This window comes from Streptomyces sp. BB1-1-1, from assembly GCF_031597775.1.
GTDB lineage: Bacteria > Actinomycetota > Actinomycetes > Streptomycetales > Streptomycetaceae > Streptomyces > Streptomyces thinghirensis.
Genome location: NZ_CP134203.1, coordinates 517,836 through 537,934 on the forward strand (window position 1 = coordinate 517,836; position 20,099 = coordinate 537,934).

Here is a 20,099-nt window from a genome sequence, read left to right on the forward strand (position 1 = left end):
GCCGTCTCACCAGGTGACCGCCTCGTTCACAGGGAACGAGGCGGCCGGGTGGAACGGGGCGGCCGGGTGGAGGACACCGGCCGCCCCTGTGGCTCCGGTCTCGCCGGAACCGTCCCGCCGGGCGCCCTTGCGCGATGCCCGGCAGACAACGGGCCGTCAGCTCTTGGGCATCAGGACGGTGTCGATGATGTACACGTTGGCGTTGGCGGTCTTGACGTTCCCGCAGACGACCTTGGCCGAGTCGTTGACCGTGTAGGACTCGTCCGAGCCGGACGTGGTCAGCTTGGACTTCTGCAGCGTCTCGAAGGAGCCGTTCTCCAGGTCCTGGGGAGCCAGCTTCTGGCCCACCACGTGGTAGGTCAGGATGTCGGTGAGCATCGCCTTGTCGTTGAGGACCTTGTCCAGGTCGGCCTTCGGGATCTTGGCGAAGGCGTCGTTGGTCGGCGCGAACACCGTGATGTTCTCGGCGTTGTTCAGCGTGTCGACCAGACCGGCCTTCTTCACCGCCGTCACCAGCGTGGACAGCGCCGGGTTGTTCGACGCGGCGGTGGCGACCGGGTCCTTGGCCATGCCGTCGAAGGAACCGGCACCGTCCTTCGGCACCGACGAACACGCCGGACCGAACGGCTCGTCCGCCGGGGAGGCGCTGGTGCCCGAGCCGGTGTCCGAGTCGCCCATGCCGTCGTCCGAGGCGGGCGCGGACGCCGACGCCTTGCTGTCGGAGTCCGACTTCGCGGAGTCACCGCTGTCGTCGGAGCAGGCGCTCAGCGTGAGCGGCAGGACGGCCACCGCGGCGACGGTGACGGCGATACGGCGGATGCGGGTCTGCATGGTGTTACTCCTGTGGGATCGGCACGGCGACTGCCGCCGAGCAGGGGAAGGGTGGTTGGTCCGGTGGGTCACTCGACCGTCACCACGACGGAGTGCCAGCCACTGGCGCCGTCGGGAACGGTGCGGGTGCGCTTCTCGGTCTGCACCTCGCCGGTGCGGTCGGTCGCCCGCACGGTGAGGGTGTGGCCGCCCTTGGCGGCCTGCCAGGCGTAGGACCACTGGCGCCAGGTGTCGCGCGAGTCCTCGGCCGCGAGGGTGGCCTCCTGCCAGGGCCCGTCGTCGACGCGGACCTCGACCTTGTCGATGCCGCGGTGCTGGGCCCAGGCGACGCCGGCCACCATCACCGTGCCCGCCTTCGGCCGGGCGAACGGCTTCGGGGTGTCGATCCGGGACTGGGTCTTGATCGGGGCCTCGCGGGCCCAGTCGCGCTTGACCCAGTAGGAGTCGTACGCGTCGAACGTGGTCAGCTCGATGTCCTCGATCCACTTGCAGGCGGACACGTAGCCGTACAGGCCGGGGACGAGCATGCGGACGGGGAAGCCGTGGTCGAACGGCAGCGGCCGGCCGTTCATGCCGATGGCGAGCATCGCGTCGCGGCCGTCCATGACCTCCTCGACCGGGCTGCCGATGGTCATGCCGTCCACGGAGCGGGCCACCAGCTGATCGGCGGGGCCGCCCGCCGACGGGGGCCGGACGCCGCACTCCTTCAGCAGGTCGTCGAGCCGGACGCCGATCCAGCGGGCGTTGCCGACGTACGGGCCACCGACCTCGTTGGACACGCAGGTCAGGGTGATGTCCCGCTCGATCAGCTCGCGGCGCAGCAGGTCGTCGAAGGTCAGGGTCTTCTCCCTGGTGACGCCCTCGCCGTGGATGCGCAACCGCCAGGCCGTGGCGTCCACCTTGGGGACCACCAGGGCGGTGTCCACCCGGTAGAAGTCGCCGTTGGGCGTGATGAACGGGCTGACGCCCGCCACCCTGACCTGTGCGCCCCGGGGCACCGCGGGGGCGCGTGAGTCGGGCGGCGGCAGGTCGATGTTCTTGCGGGAGGCCACGGCCTCCTGGCCGCTGGAACCGTTCAGGACCCGGCCCAGTACGCCCGCCCCGGCCGAGGCGGCGGCAGCGGCGGTCGCCGCGATCACGAACCCGCGCCGGTCCCAGCCTTCGCCGGGCCCTCGCGGTGCCGCTCCAGACGCTTCGGGGGCTTCCAGCGCTTCCGGCACGTCCCGGGGCGGCGCCAGGAGGCGGCCGACGAGGACGTACAGGAGCCCCGCGCCCACGATCGCCCCCAGGACGGAGGGGAGGGCGTCGGTGACGCTCGTGGAGTCGGGGCGGCTGGTGGCCGCCGCCGCCCCGACGGCCCCGAAGACCAGGACCCCCGCCGCCCCCGTGCGCCGGTGGCGGAGGGCGAAGACGCCGAGGGCCAGGGCGAAGAGCGCCAGGACGGCGAGGATGCCGAGCTGGAGGATCAGCTTGTCGTTGGTGCCGAAGTTGCGGATCGCCCAGTCCTTCACGGCGATCGGCGTACGGTCGATGGCGGCCCCGCCGACCGCGACGACCGGGCCGGCCTGCGGGCGTACCGCCGCCGCCACCAGTTCGGCGACGGCGAGCGCGGCGAAGCCCGCCAGGAGACCGCTCAGCGCGCCCAGCCCGAGCCGTGTCCGGCTCCCGGGATTCCGCGGTTTCTTCTCTACGTCGCTCACGTCGGTAATCCGATCCCGCGCGATCGGCGGATTGGCCCGGCACCCAAAGGAATGCGATTCCCTTCCGGACCAATCCGCGCGTTCACCGGCTACGGATATTCCGCTCGCCTCAGTGGCCCATGTCCCGGCCGTCGCCCACGTTGGCGCAGCCGTTGCCGAACGCCGGGTTGAGCAGACCGATGACGTTGACCGTGTTGCCGCAGACGTTCACGGGGACGTGGACGGGGACCTGCACGACGTTGCCCGAGGCGACGCCCGGGGAACCGACCGCCGCGCCCTGGGCGCCGCTGTCCGCCGACGCCGCCCCGGCCCCGGCCAGCACCACGGCACCGGCGGCGGCGAAGAGACCGGCAGTCCTGATCGCGCGAGTCTTCATGGAACTCTCCTTGCAGAGGTGGTCCGGCAGCCGAACGCGCCGGACCCGCCACCCAACGCGGCGGGTACGGGTAATCCGCTCTGCCGGGAAATCCGGATTGCCGGACCGTGTGGTTGTCACTCGAAGGAGGCAGTGCGGGCGAACATGGAGTCGAATTCCGGGTGGGCCGGGCGAAAGGACGGGCGGGGTCAGGCGTGCGCCACGGACCGGTATCTGGTCACGGCGAGGAGCATGAACGTCACGATGATCGCCCCGACGCTGACGAAGGCGTACGGCAGGGCGTGCGTGACGGGCCAGGACGTGCTGCTTTCGAGGCCCGGCGGGGGCGGGTTGCCGAAGAGGTCGCGGACGGCCGTCGCCGTGGCGGACACCGGGTTCCAGTCGGCGAAGACCCGCAGGGGTTCGGGCATGGAGCGGGTCGAGACGAACGCCGAGGAGACGAAGGTGACCGGGAAGAGCCAGATGAGCCCGAGGCTCTGCACCACCTCCACGTTGCGGGCGGTGAGTCCGATCGTCGCGCCGACCCAGGACATGCCGAAGGCGAGCAGCAGGACGAGACCGTAGGCCGCGACCGCGTCGAGGACGCCTCCGTGGATGCGCCAGCCGATGGCCAGGCCGCACAGTGAGGCGGCCGTGAGGCTGACGGCGCTCACCAGCAGGTCGGACAGGGCGCGGCCCAGGATGACCGACGTGCGGGGCATGGGGAGCGACCGGAAGCGGTCGACCATGCCCTGCTGCAGGTCGTTGGCGAGCCCCAGTGCGGTGAAGGAGGCGTTGAAGGTGACGGCCTGCGCGAAGATCCCGCCGATCAGGAACTCGCGGTAGGCGGAGCCGCCGAGGCTGCCGCCGAAGACGTAGGCCAGCAGCAGCACGAACATCAGGGGCTGGACGAGCGCCGCGAAGACGGAGCCCGGGGTGCGGCGGAGGTTGACGAGGTTGCGCCAGGCGACCACGCAGGCGTCCCGCAGGGTCCGGTTCACGGTCGCCATGCGTGGGCCCCCTTCGTTCGTCCCGGGGAGCGTGGGGTGTCGGAGGCCGCCGGCGGGGTCGCGGTGCCGCCCGTGAGGGCGAGGAAGACGTCGTCGAGCGTGGGCGGGCTCAGGGTGACGTCGTCCACGGTGACACCGAGTTCGGCGAACCGGTACAGCGTCCGGGCGAGCAGGCCCTCACCGTCGTCGGTGGCGACGGAGACGGTACGGCCCCGGTCGGCGCGGCGCGGGTGGTGGGGGCCCAGCTCCTCCAGCACGGCGCACACCGTCGGCACGTGGTGGTCGTGGGCCACGGTCAGGGACAGGCGCCGGCCGCCGACGCGCTGCTTGAGCTGGCCGGCGGTTCCCCGGGCGACGACCCGGCCGCGGTCGATCACGGCGATGCTGTCGGCGAGCTGGTCGGCCTCCTCCAGGTACTGGGTGGTGAGCAGCACGGTGGTGCCGTCGGCGACGAGTTCGCGGACGCAGGTCCAGGTGTCGGAGCGGCCCCGGGGATCGAGCCCGGTGGTGGGTTCGTCCAGTACGACCACCGAGGGCCTGGCCACCAGGGCGCCGGCGAGATCGAGGCGGCGCCGCATGCCGCCCGAGAAGGAGCCGCTGCGCTCGTCGGCGACCTCGGTGAGCCGGAACCTGTCCAGCAGATCGCGGGCCCGGGTCCGTGCCGTGCGCCGGGACATGCCGTAGAGGCGGCCGACGAGGTACAGGTTCTCGGTGGCGGTCAGGCGGGCGTCGACGGCGGCGTACTGGCCCGAGAGCCCGATGCGGCGGCGCACCTCGTCCGGCTCGGCGAGCACGTCGGCGCCGTCCACCCAGGCGCGGCCGGCGTCCGCCCGCAGCAGCGTGGTCAGCACCTTGACGATCGTGGTCTTGCCCGCGCCGTTGGGTCCGAGCAGCCCGAGGACGCTGCCGGCGGGCACCTCCAGGTCCACGCCGTCGAGGGCGCGCCGGGCGCCGAAGCTGCGCACCAGCCCCTCGGCCCGGATGCCCGCCGTCGTGTCGGTGCCCGGCGGGGCGTGGCCGCCGGGTCCGGGCGCACGCGCGGTCAGGGGCGGCAGCGGCGCGCTCAACGCGTCGTCCCGCGCGTGTGCGGGCCGGTGGGGTCGGTCCAGTTGGCCTCCACGTAGCGCACGCACTCCTCGCGGGAGTCCGGGCCGTGGACGGTGTGCCAGCCCGCCGGGACGTCGGCGAACGAGGGCCACAGGGAGTGCTCCCGCCGGTCGTTGACGAGGACGAGGTGCTGGATCCGGGGGTCGTCGAAGGGGTTGGTCATGGGGGTGGTGCTCCTGACTCGCGGGTGCGTGGGGGCAGGCGGGTGCGTGGGGGGCAGGGGGTGGGAGTCGGCCGGTCACAGGTGCCGGCGGAGGACCGCGCCGATCTCCGCCTGGGCGTCGGGCGTCATCATCCGCGCGTGTTCGACGCGGACCTCGTGGTTGTCGACGCGCCCCGTGACGTACGGCTCCCAGAGGGCGAGCCGCAGCTGGTCGGGGCGGGGTCCCTCGGTGGCCGTGAAGAACAGGACGTCCCCGTCGTAGACGCCCGGCCGGTGCTCCCGCATCAGCCGGCTCTGCACGGCGAAGTTGTCGACGACGACGTCCAGGCTCTCCTCCGTCAGGCCGCCCATCGGATTGCCGAGGGCGCGCAGCGCGGTGAGGGCGGCCCCGCTGTCGAGGGGTGCGTCGCCCAGGGCGGCCGGGTCCGCGCCGATGTTGGCCAGCAGCGCCCGGAAGACGGTGTCCCGGTCGGCGTGCTCCAGGTCGTCCAGCGGAGGGAGGGGGAAGGCGTCGAGCAGGGCGAGCAGTTCCACCTCCTCGCCCAGTGCGCGCAGCCGCACCGCGACCTGGTGGGCGATGTTCCCGCCGAACGACCACCCGAGGATCCGGTACGGGCCCTCGGGCTGGACCGTGCGCAGGGTGGCCGCGTACTGGGCGGCGAGTTCGTCGACGGACGCGGCGAGGTCGCCCGGGGAGGACGGACGCAGGTTGGGCGTCTGGAGCCCGTACAGCGGCTGGTCGGGGCCGAGGTGGCGCATGAGTCCCGCGTAGGACCAGGCGAGGCTGGACGCGGGATGCACGCAGAACAGGGGGCGGGCGGTGCCCGCCGTGCGCAGCGGCAGCAGGGTGCCGAGGGACCCCTGCTCGTCCCCGAGGGTCGCGTCGTCGCGCAGCCGGGGGGCCAGGGCGGCGACCGTGTCGGCCTCGAACAGGGTCCGGATGGGGGGTCGTACGCCGAACACCTCCTCGATGCGGCTCACCAGGCGGGTGGCCAGCAGGGAGTGGCCGCCGAGGTCGAAGAAGCCGTCGTCGGCGCCGACGCCGTCGAGGCCGAGCACCTCCGCGTACAGGGAGCACAGCACGGTCTCGTAGGGGTCGCCCGGTCCCCGGCCCGTGCCGGTCACGGAGGCCGGGGCGGCCGGGGGCAGGGCGCGGCGGTCCAGCTTGCCGCTCGCGTTGAGGGGGAGCCGGGGCAGGGTGACGTAGGCGCTGGGGACCATGTAGCCGGGCAGCAGGTGCGCGGCGTGGGCGCGCAGGTCGCGCGGCTCCGGTGTGTGGCCGGGGGCGGGGACGACGTAGGCGACGAGCCGTTGGGGGCGTGCGGGGCCGTTGCCGCGTCCCTCTCCGTCTCCGTCTCCGTCGACGAGCACCGCGGCCGTGGCGATCGCGGGATGCTGTTCGAGTGCGGCGGCGATCTCGGCCGGTTCGATGCGGTAGCCCCGTATCTTGACCTGCTCGTCCGCGCGGCCCCGGGACTCCAGTTGCCCCCGCTCGTTCCAGCGGGCAAGGTCGCCGGTGCGGTACATACGGGCGCCCGTGGCGCCGCGGCGCGGTGCGAAGGGGTCGGCGACGAAGCGTTCCGCCGTCAGGTCGGGGCGGCGCAGGTAGCCGAGGGCGAGGCCGGCGCCCGCCAGGTACAGCTCGCCGGTGACGCCCTGGGGGACGGGCCGCAGGGCGTCGTCCAGGACGTAGGCGTGGGTGCCGCGGACCGGTCGGCCCAGGACGGGGTGGTCGGCCTCGGCGAGCCGTGCGTCGGTGGCGTCCACGGTGCTTTCGGTGGGGCCGTAGAGGTTCCAGGCGGTCAGGCCGGGGGTGTTTCTCAGGGTGGTCCAGAGGTCGTCGGGTATCGCCTCGCCGCCGAGGGCGAGCACGCCGGGGGCGGGTTCGCCGGTGCGCAGGAGCCCGGCGTCCAGCAGGAGCCCGACGTGACTGGGCGTGGTTTCGACGACGTCGATGCGCCGGGCGCGCAGGTACTGGACGAGCGCCTCGGGGTCGCGGCGCGTGGTGTCGTCGACCAGGTGGAGTTCGTGTCCGTGGAGCAGCCACAGGATGGGGTCCCAGGACGCGTCGAAGGACAGGGAGGCGGTCAGCGCCACCCGCTGCCGGTCCCGGCCGCCCGCCCGCGGGCCCGACGCGTGCAGGCGCTCCGCGTGGTGGGCGGCGAGGCGCTCCAGCGAGGCGTGGGCGACGACCACGCCCTTGGGGCGGCCGGTGGAGCCGGACGTGTGCAGGAGGTAGGCGGCGTCGTCGGGGCGCGGGCCTTCCCTGCCCCGCAGGTCACCGGCGCCGGGGAGGGCGGCCGTCGCCGCCACCGTGGCCGGGTCGTCCAGCAGGACGCGCGGGCAGCCCTCCGGGAGGCGGTCGGCGGTCTCGGCGGCGGCGAGGACGAGGGCCGGGCGGGCGTCCTGGAGGATGTCCCGCACCCGCCCGGCCGGTGTCGCCGGGTCGAGGGGCGCGTAGACGCACCCGGCCTCCAGGACACCCAGCAACGCGGCGAGCGAGTCCACGCACCGGGGCAGCAGCACGCTCACGGTGTCGCCGGGTGCGAGGCCGAGATCGGTGAGGTGGCGGGCGATCCGGTGGGCGCGCGCGTCGAGAGCGCCGAAGGAGGCGGCACCGTCGGGCGCGACGACCGCGGTGCGCCCGGGCGCCGCGGCCACGGTGGCGGCCCACCTGTCGAGGACGGTTCCGGGCGTGGCGGCCGGTGCGTGGGGAGCGTCCTGTGTTCCGGTTCCGGTCGTGGCGGCCGGTGCGCGGGGGGTGTCCTGTGGTGCGGTTCCCGGCGTGGCGGCCGGTGCGTGGGGCGTGCGCCCCGGCCTGGTCCCGGTCGCGGTCGGTGCGTCCTGTGCCGTCTCCGGCTCGGACGTGGTGCCGAGCCCGATCAGCCGGTTCTCGTCGGCGACCGGGAGGACGCGGTGGCCGGTCACCGGTGCGTCGGGCACCCCGACGGCCGCGGCGAGCAGCCGGACGTAGCTCTCGGCGATGGTCTGGGCGGTCCGGGGAGCGAAGAGGTCCCTGTCGAACTCCAACGTGCCGTCGACTCCTTGGGCGGCACCGTCGGGACGGTGCCGTTCGGTGAGGCTGAACGAGAGGCCGAACTTGGCGGTGGAGGTGGCGACTCCGGTGGCCTTCGCGGTGAGTCCGGGCAGGTTCAGGAGAGGTGCCGGGGTGTTGTTCAGCGCCAGCATCACCTGGAAGAGGGGGTGCCGACCGGGGGCCCGCGCGGGCCGCAGCTCCTCCACCAGCCGCTCGAACGGCACGTCCTGATGCGCGTACGCCGCCAGATCGGCCGCACGAGCCCGCCGCACCAACTCCTCCAGCGACGGCGCCCCCGACGTGTCCAGCCGCAGCACCAGCGTGTTCACGAAGAACCCCACCAGCTCCGAGAGGCTCTCGTCCGTCCGCCCCGCCACCGGGGTACCGATCGTGATGTCCGTGCCGGCGCCCCACCGCGACAACAGAGCGGCGAGGACGGCGTGGTAGACCATGAAGCCGGTCGCGCCGTGGGAGCGTGCGAGGGTCTCGACCTTCGTCTGCAGCTCGGGGTCCAGTCGCAGTCGCACTGTGGCGCCTTCGCCGCTCGGCCGCTCGGGGCGGTTCCGGTCGGCGGGCAGTACGGTCTCCTCCGGGGCTCCTTCGAGGGCCTTGCGCCAGTACGCCAGCTGCCCGGCCAGCACACTGTCCGGATCGTCCGCCGAACCCAGCACCTCCCGCTGCCACAGCGCGTAGTCGGCGTACTGCACCGGCAGCGGCTCCCAGTCCGGGGCCCGCCCGCCGCACCGCGCCGCGTACGCCACCCCCAAGTCACGCGCCAGCGGACCCATCGACCAGCCGTCCGCCGCGATGTGATGCACCGTCAGCAGCAGTACGTGGTCCTTGGCGCCGGTGCGGAAGAGGTCCGCGCGCAGGGGCGGTTCGCGGGTCAGGTCGAAGGGACGAACGGCGGCCTCGCGCAGCAGCCGGTCGACGTCCCGGCGGTCCGCCTCGTGCGCCTGCGGTTCGGGCCGTGCCGAGGCGGCCGGGAGGACGTGCTGGCGCACCGTTCCGTCGTGCTCGGGGAAGCAGGTGCGCAGTGCCTCGTGCCGCGCCGTGACGTCGGCCAGCGCGCGGCGCAGCGCGTCCTGGTCCAGCAGGCCGGTCAGCCGGACCGCCAGCGGGATGGTGTAGGCCGAGCGGTCGGTCTCCGCGCGGCCGAGGAACCACAGGCGTCGCTGGGCGGGTGACAGGGGCAGCGGGTCGGGGCGCGGGTCCGCCCGGCGCAGGGCGGGGCGCGGGGCGGCGGCCGTGGCTGTGGTGTCGTCGAGCCTGGCGGCCAGTCCGGCGGGCGTCGGTTCCTCGAACAGGGCCCGCACGGGCAGTTCCGTGCCGAGGGACGCCCTGATGCGGCCGACGAGGCGGGTGGCCAGCAGGGAGTGACCGCCGAGGGCGAAGAAGTCCTCCTCGGGGCCAACGGCGGGCACGCCGAGCACCTCGGCGAACAGGGCGGTGAGCGCCTCCTCCCGCGGGGTGCGGGCGGCGGGGGCGGTCCGGGCGGCGGGGGCCGGTTCCGGGAGGGCGGAGGTGTCGGCCTTGCCGTTGGCCGTCAGCGGCACCTCCGCGACGACGCCGACGGCGGCCGGGACCATGTAGGCGGGGAGCAGGCCGGCCAGGCGGGCGCGCAGCTCGCTCGGGTCCGGCGCGCGGCCCGCCGCCGGGACCACCCAGGCGAGCAGGCGTGCGGTGTGGTCGGGCCCGGGCCGTGCCGCGACCACCGCGTGGGCCACGTCGGGGTGTCCGGCCAGGGCCGACTCCACCTCCGCGGTCTCCACACGGTACCCGCGGATCTTGACCTGTCCGTCGTCGCGCCCGGAGAACTCCAGGCGGCCGTCGGACCGTCGGCGCACCAGGTCGCCGGTGCGGTACATGCGGCTGCCGTGCTCTCCGTGGAGTCCGGCGTACGGGTCGGCGACGAAGCGCTCGGCGGTCATCGCGGCGCGGCCGGCGTAGCCGCGGGCCAGGCCGGTGCCGGCGAGGTAGAGCTCTCCGGTGACGCCGTCGGGTACGGGGTACAGGCGCTCGTCGAGGACGTAGGCCCGCATGCCGTCCACCGGGCGGCCGATGACCGGGGGTCCGTCGCCCTCGATCGGGGCGGTCACGGAGTCGACGGTGGCCTCGGTGGGACCGTAGAGGTTCCACGCGGTGACGCCGGGCAGGGCGGCCAGTTCCCGCCACAGGGACGGGGACACCGGTTCGCCCCCGAGGGCGACGACCGAGGGGCGGTGCCGGTCGGCCGCGAACAGGCCGTACAGGCGGAGCTGCTCGGCGAAGGAGGGGGTCGTCTCGATGACGTCCACGCGCCGGTCGTGCAGGAAGGCGGTGAGTGCCTCGGGGTCGCGGCGTACGGAGTCGCCGACGAGGTGCAGCTCGTGGCCCGCGATCATCCACAGCAGCGGGTCCCAGGAGGCGTCGAAGGTCGGTGCGGCGGTGAGCGCCACCCGCAGGGGCCGCCCGCCGGCCGCCGCTGCCGCCGGTTCGATGAGCCGGCCCCGGTGGCCGGCGAGGAGGGCCGCGAGGGCGGCGTGCTCCACGAGCACTCCCTTGGGCGTGCCGGTGGAGCCGGAGGTGTAGAGCAGGTACGCCGCGTCACCGGGCCCCGGCCCGGCCGGGATGTCCTTCGGGGCGCTGACGGACATGTGTCCGTCGACGTGCAGGAAGCTCCCCCGAGGGCCGGGTACGAGGTGCTCCTCCCCCGCCCGGACCACGACGCAGCGCGGCCGGGCGTCCCCGACGACGGCCTGGTTGCGTGCCGCGGGCTGGGTGAGGTCGACGGGCAGGTAGACGGCGCCGGCCGTGAGCACGCCGAGCAGGGCGGCGATCTGGTCGGCGGAGCGCGGCACGGCGACGGCCACCACGTCTCCCCCGCTCACACCGAGGTCCCGCAGGCCATCGGCCACCGCTCCGGCCCTGCCGGTCAGTTCGGCGAAGGTGAGCCGTTCGGCGCCGTCGACGAGGGCCGTCCGGTCGGGGGTGCGTGCGGCCTGGGCGGACAGTGCCTCCAGGACGGTGCGGTGCTGGGGGGCGGGGCGAGTGGCGCGGGCCGGTGCGAGGGCGGCGCGGCGTTCGTCGTCGGACAGGAGGCCGACGTCGTCGACGGGGCGCCCGGGGTCGGCGAGGGCACCGGTCAGCAGCCGTGGCAGCGCCTGCGCCAGCCTGAGCGCCGTGGTCTCGTCGAACAGGTCGCGGTCGTACTCCAGGACGCCGGACAGGCCCTGCGGCTCGCCGCCGGCGCCGATGCGCTCGGTGAGGTCCCAGGTCAGGTCGAACTTGGCGCCCGCTCGTCCGACGTCCTCGGGCGTCGCGGTGAGCCCGGGCAGGTCCAGGCGGGGCGCCGGGGTGTTGTTCAGCGCCAGCATCACCTGGAACAGGGGGTGCCGGCCCGGCACCCGCGCCGGTCGCACCTCCTCCACCAGCCGCTCGAACGGCACGTCCTGATGCGCGTACGCCGCCAGATCGGCCGCACGAGCCCGCCGCACCAACTCCTCCAGCGACGGCGCCCCCGACGTGTCCAGCCGCAGCACCAGCGTGTTCACGAAGAACCCCACCAACTCGGACAGCGCCTCGTCGGTGCGGCCCGCCACCGGGGTGCCGAGCACCACGTCCGAACCGGCGCCCCACCGCGACAGCAACGCGGCGACGGCGGCGTGCAGGACCATGAAGGTGCTCGCCTCGCAGGAGCGGGCGTTCTCCGCCAGCAGGCGGTGTGTCGCCGCGTCGATGCGGACGGGGACCGTGCCGCCCGCGCCGCCCGACCGCTCGGACCTGGCCGAGTCGAGGGCGGGGACGGTCTCCTCCGGGGCTCCTTCGAGGGCCTTGCGCCAGTACGCCAGCTGCCCGGCCAGCACACTGTCCGGATCGTCCGCCGAACCCAGCACCTCCCGCTGCCACAGCGCGTAGTCGGCGTACTGCACCGGCAGCGGCTCCCAGTCCGGGGCCCGCCCGCCGCACCGCGCCGCGTACGCCACCCCCAAGTCACGCGCCAGCGGACCCATCGACCAGCCGTCCGCCGCGATGTGATGCACCGTCAGCAGAAGTACGTGCTCGTCGTCCGCGACGCGGAACAGCTCGGCGCGCAGGGGGACCTGGCTGTCCAGAGCGAACGGCGCGTGTGCTGCGTCCTCGGGTGTGCCCCGGGGCGCCTCGGTCACCGAGAAGGGGATCGCGGGCTCGGTCAGTACGTGCTGCACGGGTCCGTCCTCGCCCTCCCGGATCACCGTGCGCAGGGACTCGTGCCGGGTGAGCACATCGCCGACCGCGCTGCGCAGCGCCCGCTCGTCCAGGGTGCCGCGCAGCCGTACGGCGATCGGCAGGTGGTAGGCGGCACCGCCCTCGCCGAGGCGTTCGAGGAGCCAGAGCCGGTTCTGCGCGAAGGACGCGGGGACGGGCGCCGGGCGCGGCTCGACGCGCGTGAGGGCCCGCCGGGTGGCGCCGCCGTCGCGCAGGCGGGTGGCGAGTGCGGCGGGGGTGGGGTGGTCGAAGAGGTCGCGGACCGACACGTCCGCTCCCAGGACCGCGCGTATGCGGGCCACCACCTGGGTGGCCAGCAGGGAGTGGCCGCCGAGTGCGAAGAAGTCGTCCTCGCGGCCCACCGGTGGGCCCGAGAGGGTCTCCGCGAAGATCTCGCACAAGGCGCGCTCGCGGTCGGTGCGCGGGGCGCCGCCCCGTTGCCGCGCGTCCTGCCGCCAGGCGGGCTCGGGGAGCCCGGCCTCGTCCAGTTTGCCGTTGGGGCTCAGCGGCAGCCCGGCCAGGGTGGTGAACGCGGTGGGCACCATGTGCTCGGGCAGCGCGCGGTGCAGGGTCCGACGCAGGTGTTCCGCCGAGGGTGCCCCGGTCGTACCGGCGGCTTCGGGCACGACGTACGCCACCAGGCGCTCGTCACCCGCGGGGCCGGTGCGCGTCACGACGGCGGCCTCGCCCACGCCGGGTACGGCGCGCAGCGCCGTCTCCACCTCGCCGGTCTCGATCCGGAAGCCCCGCACCTTGACCTGCCGGTCGCCGCGGCCGAGGAATTCCAGGTCGCCGTCGGGCCGCCACCGTGCCAGGTCGCCCGTGCGGTACATGCGGCTGCCTGCCGGACCGAACGGGTCGGCGAGGAAGCTCGCGGCGGTCAGCCCGGCACGTCCCGCGTAGCCGCGCGCCACACCGGCACCGGCGATGTACAGCTCTCCCGCCACGCCGACGGGCAGGGGCCGCAGCGACGCGTCGAGCACGTAGACGCGGGCACCGGCGACGGGGCGGCCGATGGCGGGGGTGCCGGACCCGGTGATCCGGGTGGTGACGGCGTCCACGGTCGCCTCGGTCGGCCCGTAGAAGTTGTACACGGTCAGGTCGGGCCGCTCGGCCAACTGCCGCCACAGCCCCTCCCCGACGGGCTCGCCGCCGAGGGCGAGCACCTGCGGACGGTGCGCGCCCTCCGTGAGCAGGCCCGCGGTGACGAGTTGCTGCGCCTGTGCGGGGGTCGTCTCGATCGCGTCGATGCGCTCCTCGGCCAGGTGGGCCACCAGGGCCTCCGGGTCGCGGCGCACGGAGTCGTCCACGATGTACAGCTCGTGCCCGGCAACCATCCACAGCACCGGGTCCCAGGAGGCGTCGAAGGAGGTGGCCGCGGTCAGCGCCACCCGCAGTCTGCGGCCCAGCCGCCGTGCCGCCTCCGTGTGGGCGTCACGGCGGTGGTGTTCGAGGAGGTTCATCAGGGAGCGGTGCTCCACGACGACGCCCTTGGGGCGGCCCGTGGAACCGGAGGTGTAGATGACGTAGGCCGGGTCGTCCGCGGCTGCCTCGGCGACCGGTCGGAGGTCCGGGCCGTACGCGACCGCGTCGGACACGACGTCCACATGGGGCAGGTGTCCGTCCGGGTCGACGGCGGCGCCGGTGGTCCGGTCGGTCAGCAGGCACACCGGGGCGGAGTCCCGCAGCAGGAACGCGACGCGCTCGGCGGGGTAGGCGGGGTCGACCGGCAGATAGGCGGCGCCGGCCCGCATCGCGGCCACCAGCGCGACGACGAGTTCCACCCGCCGGGGCAGTGCGACGGCCACCCGGGTCCCGGGCCGGGCGCCGTGGGCGACCAGGGCCGGTACGAGGGCCTCCACGCGGGCTTCCAGTTCCGCGAAGGTGAGCCGTTCCGGGCCGCACACCACGGCGACGGCGTCCGGTGTCCGGCGGGCCTGTGCCGTCAGGGCGCGGGGCAGTGTGTCCGCCGCCGCGTCGGCCGGCGGGGACGTCGCGGCGCCCCGCCCGAGGCGGAGGACGCCCTGCGCCTCGCCCTCGCCCAGGACCGGAAGGGTGCCCACGGTGCGGTCGGGGTCGTCGGCGAGCGCCTCCAGGAGGCGGCCGAAGCGTTCCTGGTGCAGGGCGAGTTCGTCCTGGTCGTACAGCTCCGGGCTGGCGAGCAGGTCGATGTCCATCGCGCCGTCGCCGAAGGAACCGTGGACGGCGACGGTGAGGTCGTCGACCGGTCCGACGGAGAGGTTGTGGAGCGTGGCGGGCAGGTCCCCGAACCGCAGGGTGTCGTCGAACGCGAGGATGTTGACGACGGGACCGGTCAGCCGCTGCCCCGGCTGCAGACCGAGGTCGCCGCGCAGGTCCTCGGAGCGGTAACGCTGGTGGCGCAGGACCGCGCGGGCCTGGGCGGACACCTGCCGTACCAGGTCGTGCGCGGTGTCGGAGGGGAGCACGCGCAGGCGCAGCGGCAGGATGTCGGACATCATGGCGGGCGTGCTCCGCGCGGTGGGGGTGCGCCGTCCGGAGACGGGCAGCCCGAGGACGAGGTCCTCGGCGCCGCGCATGCGGTGCAGGTAGGCGGCGGTCGCGGCCATGAACAGGGTCGGCCAGCCCGTCCCGTACGCCTTCGCCCGCCGGCGCAGCAGCCCGGCCCGCTCCTCGCTCCACCGCACCCGCTCACGCAGCACACCGCGTCCGAGCGCGGGCGGCGCGTCCTTCAGGCCGCCGGCGTCGGCCGTGCCGGCCAGGGCGTCGGCGAAGAACGCGGCGTCGCGCTGGAACAACGGGCCGTCGCGGTAGGCCCGTTCCTCCGCCAGGAGCGGTTCCAGCGGCCGGGGCCGGGAGTCGAAGGCCTGGCCGGCGGCTCCCAGGGAGTACAGGTCGGCGATGCGGCGCAGGCCGAGGGCCGCGCCGTATCCGTCCACCCCGAGGTGGTGGACGCGCTGGAAGCAGAGATACCGGTCGTCGGCGAGGCGGTACAGGACGATCGACACCAGCCGGCCGTCGGTGAGGTCCACCGGCCGGGCGAGTTCGGACCGCATGTGGTCCCGGGCTCTCGCGGCGGCTTCGCGCGTACCGCGCAGGTCCAGCAGTGGGACGTCCAGTGCTTCGGGGTTGTCCGTGACGAACTGGCGTGGTTCGCCGCGTTCCTCGGTGAACCCGACCCGCAGACCCTCGCACTCCCGGACCACTCGCCGCACGCAGGAACGGAAGAGGCCGACGTCGAGTGGGCCGCGAATGTCGACGTACTCACCGATGTTGAGAACAGGATTTCCCGGATCCAGCTTGTGCGCCAGCCACAGACCTCGCTGGCCGACGGTCAAGGGGAGAACGGATCGCTGCTGTATCACCAAAACACCCTGCTGCCGTATGGACGACTTCTTCCGCGCGCTCACCGTTGATCCGGAACCGCCCGAACAGGGGGATTGGTCGTGTGACAGCAATCACTTTCGCAACGCACTTCCCGCTCGCACCAATCCGCCGCCGCGATCGCTCCGGACCAGTCACAGAGAGGAAGCACGCAGCACCGGATCGCCGGATCGACCGGAAGGACGGTCATCGGCCTTGAGGAAAACGGGAGATGAACAGGTGAGCATAGGCATCGGCCTGCGAGGTGTGGCGGTTACGGCCCTCGTCGCGGCGGGAACGCTGGGCATGGGCAGTACTGCCTACGGAGCCTCTGCGGGCGACGGCAGTGGGTTGCCACAGCAACGAGCCTCGGCAGGCGCCGCCCAGGAGGAAAGGACGGTCGAATACCGCGGCGTGCAGGGAAGGAATTTCTGCCTGTTGTCACGGTGCACGGTCGCGGGCACGGACCGGGAGAACGCGTCGGACTCGGACTCACCCGTTTTCCGCGGGATTCAGGGAATCAATCTCTGCGTTCTCGCGGTGTGCCGCGTCGGCTGACGCGGCACACCCGACGTCAGGGCACGTCGCCCCGCCAGTCGAAGCGGTGGGAGTCGCCCGGCCGTGGGGAGTAGGCGGAGCGGCCGCCCGGGCCGTAGCGGCCTATCTCCGTCGCCAGTGACACTCCCCGGCCGCGCTCCCGCTCGGTGAGGTCGGTGACGTCCAGGAGCAGGCCGTCCAGGGGGCCGCCCACGAGTTGGGCGTAGACGCGTCCGGCTCGCGGCCCGGGGTCGTCGTGGTCGGCGCCGTAGACCCTGCCCCGCATGAACTCCACTTCATCCATGCCTCGCAGCCTCGCATCCGCCACTGACAACGGCGCGCAGGGCCCGTCCGCCCCGTCCGTCCTAGACGGGCGGCTCGTCGAGCAGTTCCAGCAGGCAGCGGGCGCCCTCCCCGGCCACCGCGGCACCGGCGGCGCCGCCCGCGGCGGGGAACAGCCTGCCGTAGGCGCCGGCCCGGCTCAGGGCACTCAGCCGCCACGCGAGGCTCACCGCACGCCGTAGTTCCGCCGTGCTCCGGCCGCCGCCCGTCCACGGCTCCAGGTAGGCGTCACGCAGCCGCGGCAGTACGTGCGGCCCGTATCGCTCGCGGGCCCCGCGGGCGGGGACCGGCAGGCTGCAGAAGGGGTGCGAGACGACGGCGTCCCCCCAGTCGAAGAACGTGAACCTGCCCGGTCCGGGGTGGAACAGCTGGCCGTCGTGCAGATCCGCGTGGTCGAGGGAGTCCGGGACGCCCAGGGCCGCGAGTTCCGCGCACCATTCCGTGAGGCGGGGGCGCAGTTCCCGGAGTCCTGCCCGTTCCTCCGGCCGCAGCGAGGTGTGGTCGAGCCGGTCGAAGACGTCGGGCAGTGCGGTGACCGGCGCGCCGGGGACACCCAGCCGCTCGATCTCCCGGACGCGCGGAGTCAGGGCGTGCTGCATGGCGGCGTACTGGCGCAGCAGCTCCTCCCAGGCGTCGGGACCGGCCGGCTCCCGGTCGAGTACGTCCCGGAAGAGCGGTCCCCCGTCGGGCAGCAGCGACCAGCCTCGGTCGGTGTCCACCGCCAGCGGCTCCAGTACGTGCTCCGGCACCCAGCGGGCCAGCGCCTCGGTCAACGGTCCCTCGAAGGCACTGGCCGGCGGATTCGCCTTGAACCAGACCGCGCCGCGCCCCTCGACGGACAGCCGCAGCAGGACCGACCAGGGCCGCAGCCGTACCCGCCGCTGCCCCGTCGCCCGCAGGCCACGGGCGGCCAGCTCGCCCGCCACCCAGCCGAGGGCCGCGGTCCGCCAGGCCTCGTCCTCCCAGGGAGTCACAGTGTCCTGGTACCGACCCCGGTCCACGACCACCGACGTCTCCGGCTCGCTCCGCATCACGCCATCTCAGCGTCGCGTCCCACGGGTTGCCAGCGCTTTTCGCCCCGGCGGGGGCGCCGCTGCCGGGTGCGGCCCGGTACGGCGGACGGTGAGCGCGAGGAGGGCCGCGACGGCGCACGCCGCGCCGAGGACGACCCAGACGGGGCCGTAGCCGGCGAAGGCGTCCCGGGCGACGCCGCCGAGGAAGGCGGCCAGTGCCGCGCCGACCTGGTGGGCCGCGCTGGTCCAGCCGAAGACGATGGCGCTGTCGTCGCCGTGGAACCGGCGGCACAGGGCGATGACGGGCGGCACCGTGGCGAGGTCGAGGAGGCCGAAGAGGACGACGAAGGCCATCATCGGCGGCGTGACGGTCGCGCTCATGATCAGGGGCAGCGCCACCAGCAGGAGGCCGCGCAGGGTGAAGACGACGGCGAGCAGCCTGCGCGCGTCGACGCGGTCGGTGAGCCATCCCGCGGCGACGGTGCCGGCGACGTTGAACACACCGATGAGGGCGAGCAGCGTGGCCGCGGTGGTGACCGGCATGCCGTGGTCGTGGGCGGCGGGCGCGAAGTGGGTCCACATGACGCCGTTGGTGGAGGCCCCGCAGACGGCGAACGCGGCGGCGAGCAGCCAGAAGGGACCGGTGCGGGCCGCGTGGCCGAGGACGGTGACGGCGCGGCGCGCGGCGCCGGGCACGGGCGGCGGCTTGGGGACGAAGACGGGGCTGCCGTAGGGGCGCCGGCCGCTGTCGGCGGGGTGGTCGCTCAGGGCGAGCCGCACGAGGAGCGCGGTGGCCAGTGCGGCGAGGGCGAGGGTGGCCAGGGCGGGGCGCCAGTCGTAGTGGTCGATGGTCCAGGACAGGGCGGGCAGGAAGACCATCTGGCCGAGGACACCGGCCGAGGCGAGGATGCCGGTGACCAGGCCGCGGCGCTCGGTGAACCAGCGGTTCGCCACGGTGGTGGCGAGGGTCATGGACAGGGCTCCGGTGCCCAGGCCGACGAGGAGGCCCCAGAAGAGGGTGAACTGCCAGGTGGCGGCCATGCCGGTGGTGAGCAGCGCTCCCCCGGCGACCACGCCCAGGGCGGTGACGGCGATCCGCCGGATCCCGAAGCGGTCCATCAGGGCGGCGGCGAACGGGGCGGTGAGGCCGTACAGGACCATGTTCAGCGACGCGGCGAGGCCGATGGAGCCGCGGGACCAGTGGAAGTCGCGCTGCAGCGGCCCCTGGAGGATGCCGGGCATGGTGGAGAAGGCACCGGCGACGACGATCGCGATTCCGGTGACGGCTGCCACCCACCAGGCGCGGTGTCCGTGGAGGGCGCGGGGGTGTCGGGTCGGGTAGCGCATGCACCCCACCCTTCGCCGGGTGCGGGACGCAAACCACTGGCCGGATGGACAGCGAGTGAAAGAATCTGGTCATGCGAGACACGAAGGTCGACGCGGTGCACCGGGTGGTGGTGTTCGTACGTCCCGGACTGCTGCCGATGGAGCTGGGGATCGTGCACCGCCTGTTCGGGACGGCCGCCGACGACGGCGGGCGGCCCCTGTACTCGGTGCTGACGTGCGCGTCCGCGCCGGGCGAGGTGGCCACCGACACGGACTTCAGCGTCAACGTCCCCCACGGGCCGGAGGTTCTGGAGAGCGCCGACACGGTGGTGGTGCCGGCGGCCGTGGAGGACTACGGGCCGCAGGAGCGGGGGCGGCTCGCCGCGCCGGTGCGCGCGGCCCTGGCGCGGGTTCCGGCGGGGGCCCGGCTGGCGTCCATCTGCACCGGTTCGTTCGTGCTGGCCGCGGCCGGCGCGCTGGAGGGGCGCCGGGCCACCACGCACTGGAAGTCGTGCGCCGAACTGGCCTCGCTGTATCCGGAGGTCGACGTCGATCCGGACGTGCTCTACACCGACGACCGGGGCGTGCTCACCTCGGCCGGTGTGGCCGCCGGGATCGATCTGTGCCTGCACATGATCCGTGACGACCACGGCGCGGAGGTGGCGAACACGGTGGCACGCGGCACCGTGGTGCCGCCCCATCGCGAGGGCGGTCAGGCGCAGTACATCGACCGGCCGATCCAGCAGGTGGACGACTGCTCGACGGCCGCCGCCCGTACGTACGCGCTCCAGCGGCTGGGCGAGCCCCTCACCCTCGAAGAACTCGCCCGGCAGGCGGCGATGAGCGTGCGGACCCTCAACCGGAGGTTCCGGCAGGAGACCGGGGTGACGCCCATGCAGTGGCTCGGCCGGCAACGTCTCGACTACGCCCGGCGGCTGCTGGAGCGCAGCGACGAGCCGGTCGACCGCGTCGCCGCCCGTTCCGGTTTCGGCACCGGGACCGCGATGCGCCAGCACTTCCGTGAGGTCCTCGGTGTGTCACCGCGCGCGTATCGCAACACCTTCCGCGGGACGGCGTAGTACCAGGGCGTCCGGGCCGGGCGGGTGGCG

Annotated in this window: 12 protein-coding genes; 2 read left to right on the top strand and 10 right to left on the bottom strand. The window is 74.1% G+C overall.

The annotated features are described in order from the left end of the window. Nucleotides 1–156: 156 nt before the first annotated feature. The 7 genes from RI578_RS02245 to RI578_RS02275 form a co-directional block, all read right to left on the bottom strand. Nucleotides 157–831 (bottom strand): fasciclin domain-containing protein, encoded by a 675-nt coding sequence (locus tag RI578_RS02245; RefSeq protein WP_310869430.1) that lies wholly within the window; start codon nucleotides 829–831, stop codon nucleotides 157–159. Nucleotides 832–899: 68 nt separating this feature from the next. Beyond that, nucleotides 900–2,531, bottom strand: a complete 1,632-nt coding sequence (locus tag RI578_RS02250; RefSeq protein ID WP_310869431.1) for a sulfite oxidase — start codon at nucleotides 2,529–2,531, stop codon at nucleotides 900–902. Between the two features lie 109 nt (nucleotides 2,532–2,640). Then, nucleotides 2,641–2,907 carry a chaplin gene (locus RI578_RS02255; protein ID WP_310869432.1) on the bottom strand — a complete coding sequence of 89 codons (267 nt, stop codon included), beginning with the start codon at nucleotides 2,905–2,907 and terminating at the stop codon, nucleotides 2,641–2,643. 188 nt (nucleotides 2,908–3,095) lie between these two features. Further along, the gene (locus tag RI578_RS02260; RefSeq protein ID WP_310869433.1) at nucleotides 3,096–3,896 is read right to left on the bottom strand and encodes an ABC transporter permease; all 801 of its coding nucleotides are present in this window, start codon (nucleotides 3,894–3,896) and stop codon (nucleotides 3,096–3,098) included. Beyond that, nucleotides 3,884–4,942 carry an ATP-binding cassette domain-containing protein gene (locus tag RI578_RS02265; protein WP_399063008.1) on the bottom strand — a complete coding sequence of 353 codons (1,059 nt, stop codon included), beginning with the start codon at nucleotides 4,940–4,942 and terminating at the stop codon, nucleotides 3,884–3,886. Before RI578_RS02265 ends, RI578_RS02260 begins: the two co-directional genes overlap by 13 nt. 17 nt (nucleotides 4,943–4,959) lie before the next feature. Further along, nucleotides 4,960–5,166: an MbtH family protein gene (locus RI578_RS02270; protein ID WP_310869434.1), complete on the bottom strand. Its 207-nt coding sequence runs from the start codon at nucleotides 5,164–5,166 to the stop codon at nucleotides 4,960–4,962. A 75-nt stretch (nucleotides 5,167–5,241) separates the two neighbouring features. Beyond that, on the bottom strand, nucleotides 5,242–15,774 hold the full coding sequence (locus tag RI578_RS02275) for a non-ribosomal peptide synthetase (RefSeq protein WP_310869435.1): 10,533 nt from the start codon (nucleotides 15,772–15,774) through the stop codon (nucleotides 5,242–5,244). Nucleotides 15,775–15,793: 19 nt separating this feature from the next. Here RI578_RS02275 and RI578_RS02280 point away from each other — a divergent pair, with 19 nt between their 5' ends. After that, complete coding sequence (locus tag RI578_RS02280) at nucleotides 15,794–16,330, top strand: hypothetical protein (RefSeq protein WP_310869436.1); 537 nt, start codon at nucleotides 15,794–15,796, stop codon at nucleotides 16,328–16,330. Nucleotides 16,331–16,346: 16 nt separating this feature from the next. Here RI578_RS02280 and RI578_RS02285 read toward each other — a convergent pair whose 3' ends face one another. From RI578_RS02285 to RI578_RS02295, 3 genes are all read right to left on the bottom strand, one after another. Further along, on the bottom strand, nucleotides 16,347–16,613 hold the full coding sequence (locus RI578_RS02285; protein ID WP_310869437.1) for a hypothetical protein: 267 nt from the start codon (nucleotides 16,611–16,613) through the stop codon (nucleotides 16,347–16,349). 61 nt (nucleotides 16,614–16,674) lie between these two features. Continuing rightward, nucleotides 16,675–17,682, bottom strand: a complete 1,008-nt coding sequence (locus RI578_RS02290) for a phosphotransferase (RefSeq protein ID WP_310869438.1) — start codon at nucleotides 17,680–17,682, stop codon at nucleotides 16,675–16,677. A gap of 9 nt (nucleotides 17,683–17,691) precedes the next feature. Further along, nucleotides 17,692–19,011 (bottom strand): MFS transporter, encoded by a 1,320-nt coding sequence (locus tag RI578_RS02295; RefSeq protein WP_310869439.1) that lies wholly within the window; start codon nucleotides 19,009–19,011, stop codon nucleotides 17,692–17,694. 71 nt (nucleotides 19,012–19,082) lie between these two features. On the opposite strand from RI578_RS02295, the gene RI578_RS02300 reads away from it, so the two are divergent. Beyond that, complete coding sequence (locus RI578_RS02300) at nucleotides 19,083–20,069, top strand: helix-turn-helix domain-containing protein (protein ID WP_310869440.1); 987 nt, start codon at nucleotides 19,083–19,085, stop codon at nucleotides 20,067–20,069. Nucleotides 20,070–20,099: the final 30 nt, after the last annotated feature.